The sequence below is a fragment of the Thermoanaerobacter wiegelii Rt8.B1 genome (assembly GCF_000147695.2).
Classification (GTDB): domain Bacteria; phylum Bacillota; class Thermoanaerobacteria; order Thermoanaerobacterales; family Thermoanaerobacteraceae; genus Thermoanaerobacter; species Thermoanaerobacter ethanolicus.
In genome coordinates, this window is sequence record NC_015958.1 from 792,190 (window position 1) to 805,225 (window position 13,036).

Genomic DNA, 13,036 nt, shown 5'->3' on the forward strand with positions numbered 1-13,036 from the left:
ATGAAGTTAGTAAAAGGTTTTATATGGGGGTCATGAAGTGACAAATAAAGAATTTATGAATTTTGTTGTTGACAAATTTAACATACATTTCGCAAGAAGTCTCCATCTTCTGTAAGATGGAGATGAATTGCGGTTGATAAATATTTAGTTTCGGTATATAATAAAACTGGTGATGACAATGAAGTTTGATACTAATAAACATTCAGTATTTCTACTATACTACCATTTGATTTTGGTAACAAAATATAGAAGAGATGTAATAGATGATAGGATTGCAAAAAGATTGAAAGAGATTTTTGAGCATATTCAGGCAAATTATAATATAACCATGATTGAGTGGAATCATGATAAAGACCATATTCATGTTCTATTCAAAGCAACTCCCACAACATCACTTTCTAAGTTCATAAATGCTTATAAAAGTGCCTCATCAAGGCTTATAAAAAAAGAGTTTCCTGAAGTTAAACAAAAGCTGTGGAAGGAGTATTTTTGGTCAAGAAGTTATTGTTTGTTGACAAGTGGTGGTGCTCCAGTTGAAGTGATTAAAAAGTATATCGAAAGTCAGGGTGAAAAAAGGAAATGCTGAAAGCATATAAGTATCGGATATATCCTAATAAAGTCCAAAAAGAATTTTTCGAAAAGACCTTTGGTTGCTGTAGATTTGTATGGAACAATATGTTAGAAGAAAAATTAGAAGCACTAAGAAAAGGTAAGAAAGTTCCAAGAATAACTCCAGCAAAATATAAAGAAGAATATCCTTTCTTGAGGGAAGTAGACAGTCTTGCTCTTGCAAATGTTCAATTACAACAAGAAAAGGCATTTAGAAACCATTTCAGTAATCCAAAACATTTTGAAATACCGAAGTTCAAGAGAAAGAAAGACAAACAGTCATACACAACAAATAATCAACGAACTAAAGGTGGAAATGAGACAATCAGGGTGGATTTTGAGAAAGGGCTCTTGTATTTACCGAAGATAAAAAGTGAAATAAAAGCAATATTTCACAGGAAGTTTGAAGGTAAAATAAAATCAGCAACAGTTGTTAAAACAAAAGCAGGTAAGTACTACGTAAGTATACTTGTAGATGTACAGGACCCGAAAAATGATGTAAAAAAGCCGAAGAATTTTATTTGTGGAATAGATTTAGGTTTGAAAAGTTTTGCAACAATTGTAAATGATACAGGAAGTTTGAAGGTTGAATATCCAAAATATCTAATTAAAGCTGAGAAGAGATTAAAAAAGTTACAGAGGCAGCTATCGAGGAAGAAAGAAGGTTCTAAAAATTGGGAGAAGGCAAGAGAAAGACTTGCAAAAGACCATGAGTATGTAAAGAATGCAAGAAGATTTTTTGCACAAGTTGTCTAAGACCATCACAGATGAAAACCAAGTCGTGGTGGTCGAAAGTTTGAACGTAAAGGGGCTATCAAAAACAGGGTTATCAAAGTATATATTGGATAGTAGTTGGTCGAAGTTTTTAAGTTTTCTTGAGTACAAGGCAGAGTGGTATGGCAGAAAAATTATAGAAGCAAATAGGACATTTCCATCGTCTAAGATATGTAGCAAATGTGGATATCTCTATAAAGAACTGAAATTGAAGGACAGAATGTGGAAATGTCCTGAATGTAATACGATCCATGATAGGGATGAAAATGCAGCAAAAAACTTGAGAAACTATGGTGTTGTTTATATAAACAATTAGTAGGGTGGGAACCACCCGAATTTACGCCTGTAGAGATTGGACCTCTACTGCTGGGGATACAGTCCCGGCAGCAAGTCTGGTCGACGAAGCAGGAAGCCTCCACCTCTTTAGGTGGATGGTAGTTCACCTAAGCTACATTTGAACGGACTGCTGTAAATCCTGAAGCTTTTACAGAAATAAACATGAAGTTAGATAAAAAACTAGAGAATTTTGATAAAAATATTCCAGAATTAAGCCAAAGGTTGCAGGAAGCGAAGTTAGATATTAAGCTTTTAAAAGAGCAGTAGTAAATTTGTAGACATCGAGATACACTATAAAGTGTGTCTTTTTTTGTAAAATATAGTTTATCATTTTGTTTTTCTGAAGCGTGGTGTAGCGAACTCTGGAAGAAGCGAAGGGCCTGCGAAGCACGGAGAAGAATTTCAGTTAAAAAGCATGAAAAAAGAGAAGAAAGACAAACGGTAAAATGTCAAGGGGGTAATTAAAAAATTTTTGAGGCATTTAAAGGGCAAAAAGGCAAAAAGATACCCTTCTCCCAATATACCAATAAATGGAATTGGAAGTTCCAAAATAGAGTTCTTTATTAATTTTTAACAAAAGAGTATTTAAATACTAACAACACCTCTTTCTTGATATAATTGACCTTTGCTGAGCATTGCAAAGATCAGAGGGATTAATCTTCTAGCAGTTAAGACGAGGGCACGTTTATGTTGGTGTTTAGGTACCTCGCGATACTTCTTGTTGTAGTACTCTTTAAACCTCACTGTGTGCACCCTAACACAGTTAGCGGCTTCAACAAGATAGTATCGCAGGTACTGATCACCACACTTAACCAAAGAAGTATCCTGGGCATTGAAATTACCAGACTGATATTTATTCCAGATGAGGCCGGCATACTTGGCAAGAGCAGCTTCATTATTAAACCTTTTGATATCTCCAATTTCAGCGATGATACCAGCAGCAAGGACGTCCCCAATACCGGGGATAGTAGTTAAAGTTTGATTAAAAGCTTTAAGCTGTCTTTAAACTTGCCGTCAAGCTTTTTAAGTTGGGATTCAAGGAAGCGGATATTTTCGAGAGTCATAGAAAGAGCTAAGTCGTTTGCTTCAGCAAGATCAGGATGAAGCCTGTAAGCTCTGTTAGCAGCAGCTTTTAAAGTTTTGGCGATTTGAGTAGGATCTGAGAGTCTGTTATTGCCGTTTTTCACAATAAAGTCTATGAGGTCATCAAGAGGCATGGAAGCAATATCATCAGGAGTAAAATTTTCAATGATAGCTAAGGAAACCTTACCAAATATATTGCTAAAAGGGCACTCTGAAGGATAGGTTGAGAACTTGAAAGAAATAAGGCTTAGGGCACGATTTTTTTCACGGACCAGACTGCGGACAATATGATAACGCATGCGAGTGAGCCTTTGTAGTGCAGCGTATCTCAAGTCTGGGAGAGGAGTTGGTTTGACCTGTCCAAATCTAACACATTCGGCGATAACAGCTGCATCAATGGAGTCTGTTTTAGGAAGATGGATATAAGCGCCTTTAAAAGATTTAATGATAGAAGGATTGATGACGTAGAATAGAGGATTAAAGGGAGCAAGTTCAGGAGAAGAAGCCAGGAAAGTATGCAAATGCCAGGCATAGTGTGAAGTAGCTTCCATGCCAAATTTAATGGATGAAATATTGAACTGTTGAGCAATAGATACAGTAAAATCTATAAGCTGTTGAGCGCCATCTAAATCATTGGGGAAGAATAAAGCTTTTTTAACTAAGCGGTTACCGGCCTCATCAATAAAGGAAGCAGCATTTAATTCGCTAGAGATATCAATGCCCACAATAAGTGTAGAGCTCATGGATAAATTCACGCTCCTTTTTGAAAAAAGTTTTTTGAAGGTCCTTTGTCTCTGAGAGTTATTTGTAATACACCCTCGCCGTGATTAGTGCTCAGATTAAGCTTATAGGGTGCCTGACCATCGATGCTCAAGCGATGGCCAGATAAGCTAAAGAGGCACAACAAACGAGTATGTATTACTCAAATAACTCCAGAGGTTCAGTCTTTACCGAGTGGTAATGCTGCTTTACCAGCATGCCACAGAGGTGAGTTCAAAATTACCTCAGTAAACTTAAAAGGGACCTTCCACTCTTAAGTTTATCAGAGACAAAGGACCATTTAAATAAAAAATGAGAGATTTAATTATGAGATTGTTTTACCAGGGCAAAAATGGTTTTTAAGGATTTAATTTGTGTGCTTATTATTAAATTTTTGATGTGGTTTACAATCATATTATACGAGAGGTGGTAAAGATGAAGAAAATACCCTATGGGATGTCCAATTTCAGAGTGATGAGAGAAGAAGGATACCTTTACGTAGACAAGACGATGTATATAGAGAAGATAGAGAATCTAAATAGCAAATATCTGTTTTTCATAAGGCCGAGGAGATTTGGGAAAAGTCTATTTCTTTCCACATTAGAGAACTACTATGACATAAACAATGAAAAAGACTTTGAAAAATTATTTGGCGACTTATATATAGGGAAGAACCCAACAAAACTGAAGAACAGTTATATGATATTCAAGCTGAATTTTTCAGGCCTAAACACAGAAAACAAAGACAAACTAAAAGAGTCCTTTTTGTTAAGTATGAAAAATTCAATAAATGCTTTATTAGGCAGATACGAGGGTATATTAGAAAATACGGAAGAAATAAGGAAAAAAATTGACCAAATAACGGATATAAATGCAGTTATAATGACGATTATAAATGAAGTAAAAAAAGTAGGTAAAAAGATTTATCTAATAATAGACGAATACGACCATTTTGCCAATGACATAATAGCGATGGGGGATAATGAATTTTACAGAGAGATAGTAAGGGCATCAGGCTTTGTAAGAGACTTTTATGAGACATTGAAGATAGGGACAGAGAGTGTAATAGACAGGATATTCATAACAGGGATATCGCCAATAATGTTGGACGACTTAACGAGTGGATTTAACATAGCGTTAAACGTCACAATGGATTTAAGCTTAAATGAGATGCTGGGATTTACAGAAGAAGAAGTGGTGAAGATATTAGAAGAAGTAGGGATAGAGGAAAAAGAGAATTTAATAAATAACTTAAGGGAATTATACGATGGCTATAAATTCAACAAAAATGCTAAGACAAGGGTATACAATCCAGACATGGTACTATACTTTTTAGCACAATACAAAAACACAGGAGGATATCCAGAGTATCTAATAGACGACAATGTAAAGACAGACTATGGCAGGCTAAACAGGCTTACAATGAATGAAGAGAACAAGGCATTGCTAGAGAGGATCATAAAAGAGGAAGGGATAGTAGCGGAAATAGTAACAAAATTTTCATTTGACAGAATGTACGACGAAGAATACTTTATATCGTTGTTATTCTATATGGGGTTACTCACGATAGAGAGACAAGAAAAAACGAGATTATTTTTAAAAATACCCAATTACGTAATCAAGACAATAATGTGGGAATATATAGAAACGAATTTAAAGAAAGAATACAAAATAAATCTTGACCTAAATGAATTAAGGAAGACCATAGAAGAGATGGCGTATGAAGGGAGAATAAAACCGTATATAGAGTATATAAGCCAGAATGTGCTAAAGGTGCTGTCGAACAGGGATATAATAAACTTTGACGAAAAATATATAAAGGTGATTTTAATTACGTACCTTGTAAACAGTAAGGCCTATAGGCCGATAAGTGAGAGAGAGACAGAGGGAGGGTATATAGACATATACTTAGAGAGGGATATAAGGATACCGGATGTAAAATACGAGTGGTTAATAGAGTTAAAGTATATAAAGAAGAGTGAGAAGGACAAGGTAGATAAGATAAAAGAAGAGGGAATAAAGCAGCTTAAGAGGTATAGAGAAAGCAAAGGGCTAAAAGAGAGAAAAGATGTAAAGCAAGCGCTCATTATATTCATAGGAAAAGATTGTCAATTCTCAAATTAAATCTCCAAAGATTTTCAAATTATAATGGCATTTTTTAAGTGCATAAAAGTATTTTTTCTCAAATTATTACAGCCTGATTAAAAATTTTTTTCACTTTCCAAGAGCATTACCGCCAAAATATGTTAATATCTGTTATTGAAATTTTATTTAATTAATATATAATAAAATTGAGAGTAACACAAAAAGTGCTACTCTCATAAACTGATTTCATTTTGTGCCTGGTATATTACTTCTTCGTCTATTTCTCTTAGCCTTTTAGAATACGCATAGAGTAAAGAAGCTGTTACCAGGTTATTTATTATCCTTGGGAGCCCTTTTGTTAGGGAATATATTGCTTCATATGCTGATGGTGTAAATATATCATCCATCATTCCGGCTATTTTCATTCTTGTTTTTATATAATCTTGAATTTCTTCTTTTTTTAGCCCTTGCATCACATACTTTATAGAAATTCTTTGCCTTAGTGCACTGTTTACATTGAGAGCTAGTTTGTTTCTTATGTGTGGTTGTCCTGAAAGTATCAATATATACGGGTTTTGAGAATCCATATTAAAGTTAAATATTATTCTCAAATCTTCAAGAACATCATTAGAAACCAGTTGTATTTCATCTAATATTATGACAGGAGTTATTTTCTGGCTATAGTAAAGTTCTGTTATCGCTCTTTGTATCTGGTAAAAGAGCGTTACTTTTTTGTATGAGGGTGTTTCGCCTAAAATCATAGCCAATGCTTGATAGAATTCTCTCACTGTAAGTGTAGATAAAGCGAAATAACATGGTTTAAATGTAGAACGGTTGAGGCTTTCAGCATATCTTCTTAATGCAGTAGATTTACCTGAACCGGCCTCCCCAACGATAAGTCCTATACCCCTTGTTTCTTGTAAATATTTTAACCTGGCATTTAATTCGGCAATGTCTTCACTTATGTAAAGGTCGTTTACACTTATCTCTTTAGAAAATGGATTAAATTTCATTCCAAAATATTGGGTAAACACTTTAAGGCACCTCTCTTTCAATCAATGATATCGTTAAAAGAGATTACTTTATGCTTGGTAAAATCACTTATTTCTTCATTTTCGTTTACGTCATTTTTGCCTTTTATATACGCAGCAGGAATTTTAGCATTCTCATGAAAATTCACTTTATACGCTTCCCCCACTTTTTTGCCCTCATAATAAAGTAGAAGCGGTGTATTATCCTTAAGCCACTCAGGGTCATATCTGACTTCTAAGTGCATATTTTTAAACTTTTCTTCTGTTTCATAAAGTATATTTTCCACTTTAAGTGTAGCATCCTTATTTACCTTACGATTTACTCTTATGAGAAAACATTCATTCAACATATCTATGTTACACATATTTATTCTTGATATTTGTGACATGAAAAAATCTAAAGGACTCATGCCAATACTGCTGTGTTCTTTTCTGTTGTAATCTTCCTCCAGCCATTTAAAAAACATCATGTTGAGTTCATCTATACTCTTTACGGAGGTAGGATCTATTGTGCTTAAGAATCTCATTCTCACCGTATGAAAGAATCTTTCTATTTTTCCTTTTGAATGAGGTGAAAAAGGCTCAGCGTGAATAAGAGATGTGCCTAGTGAAGCACAGATATATTCCAATTGACTGCTTCTATATATCTTTCCGTTGTCAGTGTAAAGCATTTTGGGTATCCCCCTTCTTTGCACCGCCTCTTTAAATGAGTCTCTTAAAGCTAAAAAATTCTGGGTATAGTAAAAGCGAGCATAGGTACAAAGCCTTGAAGCATCATCTATATATGCAATAAGGTACGTTTGTCTTTTTGTTTTACCTTCTTTAATATATGGCCCATACATGACATCAGTTTGCCACAGTTCATTGATGTATTCATGGGAAAACCTCTTTGTTTTACCCTCTTTTTCTTTATCTAGAGATTTTACAGGAATGTTTTTCAAAAACCTATAGAATGTCGAAAGGAATACTTTATCCGGTGATATTATTCCTTCTCCTATCAATGTCTCATAAAGAAGTTTGTTGGGCATTTCAGGATGTTCAAGCTTCTTTTGCTTTATTCTCTCTGAAAGTTCAAAGTCTATCTTTCTGTATTTGCCTCTGTCACTTCGATAACCCGGCTTTAACGCTTCTATACCACCTCTTAAATACTGATACAGCCACCCTCTAAGTGTCTTAGGAGTATATCTTCTCATTCCAAGATAAGGTATCTCAATAGGTTTATCGGAAAGAGCATCAAAATATTCTTTCTGATTTTTTACCTGTCCGTTTAACACCGGACTTATCAGTGAAAATCTCTTTAATGCTATAGCTTCTCTCGCTTTTTCATCAAGCATTTATATGTTCCCCCTTCACTTTTTTGATTTCTTAATCGTAATTTTAGCTCATATCTGGGGGACATTAAAGGAAAAAGCTATGTTGCTAAGAAAAAATCAAAATTTTTATTTAAATCTTTCATGTTTAATGCTAAAATTATGTGAGAGGGGCCAGAAATGATTTTTGGCAATGGGCATAAAACCGTTGGGAAAAGAGTGGTACAATGTTTATTATGTCCAAAATCTCTCTGGCCCTCTCTCTTTGAGAACTAACCTCGAATAACTTTATGTAAGGGTCTATTTGCCTTAATCCATATATGATAAAACTTAAATTATTCATTATCCTTTTGGTGTAAAAATATATATGCTGTCTTGAAAATAGTATGGTAGGGAAGTTTCTTTTTAAGTCATTTATGAAAGAACTGAGAGTTTTTTCTCTTGTAAGTGTCTCTTTTAAAGACTTTACAATCATATTGAAAGAATACTGAAAATGAGGAATACAGAAATCAGGGAGGTAGGAAAGAGTCCTTTTGCACACAGGGCATATATACCTTCTTATGGCTATTTTTACACAGTTAGGTCCATCTAAATAGTAACGGTAGTAAAAACCGTGCTTTTTTAGTTTTACTCTGCACTTGCAGTCAGAATGAGGGCATCTGTCTGGTGGGTCAGGAAAATTGTAATCTTTACTTCTTTGCAAATATTCTTCAATGTTATCAACATGAAAAATTATTTGCATAAAACAACATCTCCAATTAAAAAATTAATGCTAAAAGAATGTGATGAATTTTTTTCACATTCCTTTAGCATTAATTTTATCACAAGATTATTTAATCTGAAAAATTTTATCGGTTTTGGGCTGAATTAATTTGAGAAATGACAAAAAGATGAATACCAAGTAATTGAATAAATTGACGATGCCTTATTCCACATAAATTTTTATTATAGCTAGAATAAGGCGTCATTGTTGTTTTTTTATTTTTTGTAACTGCCAGAAAAAGCAAAATAAAAAATCAGAATGAATTGTGAAAGGAATAATATGTGTGTGAAAATAAAAACTTGTTTAATATTATTAAAACTATCTCTGTTATGATATAATAAAACAAAGGAGTATAGCAAATGAAGGAATTAGATATAAAAACTATAAAAAAGTTAATCTTGAAGGGACAGTGGTTTTTAAGTGAACATGCTTTAGATAGATTAATTGAAAGAAATTTAAGAATATCTGACGTTTTAGTTTCAATTTTAAACGGCGAAATCATAGAAACATATCCAGAAGACCCTCGTGGTTACAGTTGTTTGGTTTTAGGTAGGAAAGATGAGCTTTTTATTCATACTGTTTGTGGTTTTATAAAGGATAATTTGGTGATTATAACGGTTTATATTCCTGAACCGCCTAAATGGATAGATGAGAGAACGAGAGGAGGCAATGATTGTGAATAAATGCGTTAAGTGTGGCTGTGAAAAGTTAATAAAAACAAAAGTCACACTTGAAAAATGGATTAATGGAAAACTCATTGTTGTGGAAAATGTTCCGGCGTGGGTTTGCAAAGAATGTGGAGAAAAATATTTTGATGCAGAAACTACGTTAAAACTTGATGAGTATTTTTATGAATCAGTACCAGAGAAAATTATTGAAGTTCCTGTGTTTGAATATAAGGAAGGATAGAGTATTTATTATTTTATTAATTGTTTTAATAGAAGCAACAGAATTTGTTCTGTTTTATTTTTTACAGGAAATGTTTGCTCTGGCTCAAACCTAAGACATCGAGATACACTATAAAGTGTGTCTTTTTTTGTAAAATATAGTTTATCATTTTGTTTTTCTGAAGCGTGGTGTAGCGAACTCTGGAAGAAGCGAAGGGCCTGCGAAGCACGAAGAAGAATTTCAGTTAAAAAGCATGAAAAAAGAAAATTAGGAGGGGGTAAAGATGAAGAAAATACCCTATGGGATGTCCAATTTCAGAGCGATGAGAGAAGAAGGATACCTGTATGTAGATAAAACGATGTATATAGAGAAGATAGAGAATCTAAATAGCAAATACCTATTTTTCATAAGGCCGAGGAGATTTGGGAAAAGTCTATTTCTTTCCACATTAGAGAACTACTATGACATAAACAATGAAAAAGACTTTGAAAAATTATTTGGCGACTTATATATAGGGAAGAACCCAACAAAACTGAAGAACAGTTATATGATATTCAAGCTGAATTTTTCAGGCCTAAACACAGAAAACAAAGACAAACTAAAAGAGTCCTTTTTGTTAAGTATGAAAAATTCAATAAATGCTTTATTAGGCAGATACGAGGGTATATTAGAAAATACGGAAGAAATAAGGAAAAAAATTGACCAAATAACGGATATAAATGCAGTTATAATGACGATTATAAATGAAGTAAAAAAAGTAGGTAAAAAGATTTATCTAATAATAGACGAATACGACCATTTTGCCAATGACATAATAGCGATGGGGGATAATGAATTTTACAGAGAGATAGTGAGGGCATCAGGCTTTGTAAGAGACTTTTATGAGACATTGAAGATAGGGACAGAGAGTGTAATAGACAGGATATTCATAACAGGGATATCGCCAATAATGTTAGACGATTTAACGAGTGGATTTAACATAGCGTTAAACGTCACAATGGATTTAAGCTTAAATGAGATGCTGGGATTTACAGAAGAAGAAGTGGTGAAGATATTAGAAGAAGTAGGGATAGAGGAAAAAGAAAGAGAAAAATCATTAGAAGAATTAAAAGAATTATACGATGGTTATTTATTTAGTGCAGAAGCGGAGAAGAGGATATACAATCCCGACATGGTATTGTATTATCTTGACAGCATAGTAAGATACAAAAAACCGCCTAGAAATTTAATAGACGACAATGTAAAGACAGACTATGGCAGGCTAAACAGGCTTACAATGAATGAAGAGAACAAGGCATTGCTAGAGAGGATCATAAAAGAGGAAGGGATAGTAGCGGAGATAGTAACAAAATTTTCATTTGACAGGATGTACGATGAAGAATACTTTATTTCTCTTCTATTTTATATGGGCTTATTAACAATAAAAGATTACAGGTACAATATCTTAGAACTTGGCATACCTAATTACGTAATAAAAACAATGTATTGGGAGTACTTCGGTAGAAAATTAAAGGAAGAAAACAATATAAAATACGAAATGCTGGAAATAGCAAAAGCCATATGGGAAATGGCATTTGAAGGAAAAATAAAGAATTTTATAAAATTTATAAGTGAAAAAGTTCTAAAAGTATTATCCAATAGAGATACAATAAAATTTGATGAAAAGTATATAAAAATAATACTCTTTTCATACTTGACAATGAGTAACATATACAAGCCTATAAGTGAGAAAGAAACAGAGGGAGGTTATATAGATATTTATTTAGAAAAAGACATAAGAATACCAGATGTAAAATACGAATGGCTGCTAGAGCTAAAGTATGTAAAGAAAAGTGACGAAAAATATATTGATGAGGTAATAGAAAAAGGGAAAGAACAATTAAAGAGGTATCGTGAAAGTATGCAATTTAAAGATAAACAAAACTTAAAGAAAGCATTAGTGGTATTTATAGGAAAAGGAGATTACAAAATATTTGAAGATCAATGAGAAAGTTATCCAGCATAAAGAAGGAATAATATCAGACTTCAAAGGTTTACTACAATCTTTTTATGGAATATCATTCTATAAAATTATAAAAAATTCCTTTGGAAAAGAAGGAAAATGTAAATTTACGTCGAATATATATTATTGTTCACGTTAAATTTTGACATGATCCAATAAAACTTATAAGGCTGTTTCGGCGCCCATAAGTTTTATTGGTGGTAATAAAGCCTAAAAAAGGGAGGTAGTGCTTTTTAAGTACTTGCGTCCTGAGTGTGAGGTTTTATCTTTTTCGTGCTTTATTCTATAAGTAAGTAGGTAATAAATGATATAATATAGGTGAGATATGATGGAAACTGATAAAAATAAAAAGAATTTAAATGCCCCTCATGATAAAGGCTATAAATACCTACTTTCTCATAAAAAAGTATTTATTGAGCTTTTAAGAAGTTTTGTCAAAAAAGATTGGGTAAATGAAATAGACGAATCTAAAGTAATACGAATAAACAAATCCTTCATATTACAAGATTTTAAAAATAAAGAGGCTGATTTGGTTTATCAAGTAAAATTGGAGAATAAAGAAGTTTTCTTTTATATATTGTTGGAATTACAATCAAAAGTTGATTTTCAAATGCCATACAGATTGTTATTGTATATAATTGAAGTGTGGAGAGAAATTCTTAAAGATACGTCGTTAAATAGACAAAAAAGAAAGGATTACAAATTACCAGCAATTATTCCTATTGTGTTGTATAATGGAATTAATAGATGGACTGCTTGCTTGAGCTTTAAAGAAACGATAGATTCCTACGAATTGTTTGGAGAAAATATAGTAGATTTTAAATATATTCTTATCGACGTAAATAGGTATAGTGAGGAAGAGCTTTTGCAATTATCTAATCTTATAGGTAGTGTATTTCTACTGGATAGAAGGGTAGGCAGAGAAGAGTTAATAGAACGATTAAAAAAATTAACGGATGTGCTGAAAGATATATCAGAAGATGAGTTCATATTGTTGAAAAACTGGTTTTTATCAATTGTGTCTAGATTCTTACCTGAAGAAAGGAAAAGAGAGGTTAGAGAAATATTAGAAGGTAGTAAGGGGGTGGAATTTATGATTTCCAATTTAGAACGTACTCTTAAAGAAGAATTTATTAAAAAGAGTAGGAAAGAAGGAATAAAAGAAGGGTTAAGAAGAGGCAGAAAGGAAGGTAAAATAGAAGGTAAAATAGAAGGAATACTTGCGGTTTTAATAGAACAACTAAAAGAAAAATTTACGAATGTACCATCTGAATATATAGAAGCGCTTAAAAAATTAGATGATAATACCTTACTTCTTGTAGCTAAAGATATCTTAAAAATAGAAAAAATAGATGATTTAAAGAAATATTTGAATTAGTAGGGTTGTACCAATTAT

The 13,036-nt window shown here is 32.8% G+C and carries 9 protein-coding genes and 2 pseudogenes; 7 read left to right on the forward strand and 4 right to left on the reverse strand.

Features of this window, described 5'->3' with window-relative positions:
- Positions 1-178 precede the first annotated feature (178 nt).
- Positions 179-586, forward strand: a complete 408-nt coding sequence (gene tnpA / locus THEWI_RS03775) for an IS200/IS605 family transposase (RefSeq protein WP_014062500.1) — start codon at positions 179-181, stop codon at positions 584-586.
- Positions 580-1,699, forward strand: a pseudogene (locus THEWI_RS03780) (RNA-guided endonuclease TnpB family protein). The gene tnpA and the pseudogene THEWI_RS03780 overlap by 7 nt, the downstream one beginning before the upstream one ends.
- A gap of 605 nt (positions 1,700-2,304) precedes the next feature.
- Here the strand turns inward: THEWI_RS03780 and THEWI_RS03785 are convergent.
- Positions 2,305-3,545: pseudogene (locus tag THEWI_RS03785) on the reverse strand (IS110 family RNA-guided transposase).
- A gap of 451 nt (positions 3,546-3,996) precedes the next feature.
- Between THEWI_RS03785 and THEWI_RS03790 the strand changes: the two are divergent.
- A complete protein-coding gene (locus THEWI_RS03790; RefSeq protein ID WP_014062503.1) occupies positions 3,997-5,685 on the forward strand; it encodes an ATP-binding protein in 1,689 nt (562 codons plus the stop codon).
- A 194-nt stretch (positions 5,686-5,879) separates the two neighbouring features.
- On the opposite strand, the gene THEWI_RS03795 is transcribed toward THEWI_RS03790, so the two are convergent.
- The 3 genes from THEWI_RS03795 to THEWI_RS03805 all read right to left on the reverse strand — a co-directional run bounded on the left by THEWI_RS03795 (position 5,880) and on the right by THEWI_RS03805 (position 8,729).
- Complete coding sequence (locus tag THEWI_RS03795; protein ID WP_014062504.1) at positions 5,880-6,680, reverse strand: ExeA family protein; 801 nt, start codon at positions 6,678-6,680, stop codon at positions 5,880-5,882.
- Positions 6,681-6,697: 17 nt separating this feature from the next.
- Positions 6,698-8,011, reverse strand: a complete 1,314-nt coding sequence (locus THEWI_RS03800; RefSeq protein ID WP_014062505.1) for a DDE-type integrase/transposase/recombinase — start codon at positions 8,009-8,011, stop codon at positions 6,698-6,700.
- Positions 8,012-8,147: 136 nt separating this feature from the next.
- Positions 8,148-8,729 (reverse strand): DUF6431 domain-containing protein, encoded by a 582-nt coding sequence (locus THEWI_RS03805; RefSeq protein ID WP_014062373.1) that lies wholly within the window; start codon positions 8,727-8,729, stop codon positions 8,148-8,150.
- Between the two features lie 380 nt (positions 8,730-9,109).
- Here THEWI_RS03805 and THEWI_RS03810 point away from each other — a divergent pair, with 380 nt between their 5' ends.
- From THEWI_RS03810 to THEWI_RS03825, 4 genes are all read left to right on the forward strand, one after another.
- Entirely contained in the window at positions 9,110-9,433 is a 324-nt protein-coding gene (locus tag THEWI_RS03810; protein ID WP_014062506.1) for a DUF4258 domain-containing protein, read from the forward strand.
- Positions 9,420-9,659, forward strand: coding sequence for a type II toxin-antitoxin system MqsA family antitoxin (locus THEWI_RS03815; RefSeq protein ID WP_041589194.1), 240 nt, complete (start codon positions 9,420-9,422; stop codon positions 9,657-9,659). Before THEWI_RS03810 ends, THEWI_RS03815 begins: the two co-directional genes overlap by 14 nt.
- Positions 9,660-9,921: 262 nt before the next feature.
- Positions 9,922-11,625, forward strand: coding sequence for an ATP-binding protein (locus THEWI_RS03820; protein ID WP_014062508.1), 1,704 nt, complete (start codon positions 9,922-9,924; stop codon positions 11,623-11,625).
- A gap of 340 nt (positions 11,626-11,965) precedes the next feature.
- On the forward strand, positions 11,966-13,018 hold the full coding sequence (locus tag THEWI_RS03825) for an Rpn family recombination-promoting nuclease/putative transposase (RefSeq protein WP_014062509.1): 1,053 nt from the start codon (positions 11,966-11,968) through the stop codon (positions 13,016-13,018).
- Positions 13,019-13,036: the final 18 nt, after the last annotated feature.

Excerpts from the sequence above, each read along its gene's own strand:
- THEWI_RS03815 (WP_041589194.1), top strand. The coding sequence starts at position 9,420 with ATGATTGTGAATAAATGCGTTAAGTGTGGCTGTGAAAAGTTAATAAAA.
- THEWI_RS03825 (WP_014062509.1), top strand. The coding sequence starts at position 11,966 with ATGATGGAAACTGATAAAAATAAAAAGAATTTAAATGCCCCTCATGAT.
- THEWI_RS03790 (WP_014062503.1), top strand. The coding sequence starts at position 3,997 with ATGAAGAAAATACCCTATGGGATGTCCAATTTCAGAGTGATGAGAGAA.
- tnpA (WP_014062500.1), top strand. The coding sequence starts at position 179 with ATGAAGTTTGATACTAATAAACATTCAGTATTTCTACTATACTACCAT.
- THEWI_RS03805 (WP_014062373.1), bottom strand. The coding sequence starts at position 8,729 with ATGCAAATAATTTTTCATGTTGATAACATTGAAGAATATTTGCAAAGA.
- THEWI_RS03820 (WP_014062508.1), top strand. The coding sequence starts at position 9,922 with ATGAAGAAAATACCCTATGGGATGTCCAATTTCAGAGCGATGAGAGAA.
- THEWI_RS03800 (WP_014062505.1), bottom strand. The coding sequence starts at position 8,011 with ATGCTTGATGAAAAAGCGAGAGAAGCTATAGCATTAAAGAGATTTTCA.
- THEWI_RS03810 (WP_014062506.1), top strand. The coding sequence starts at position 9,110 with ATGAAGGAATTAGATATAAAAACTATAAAAAAGTTAATCTTGAAGGGA.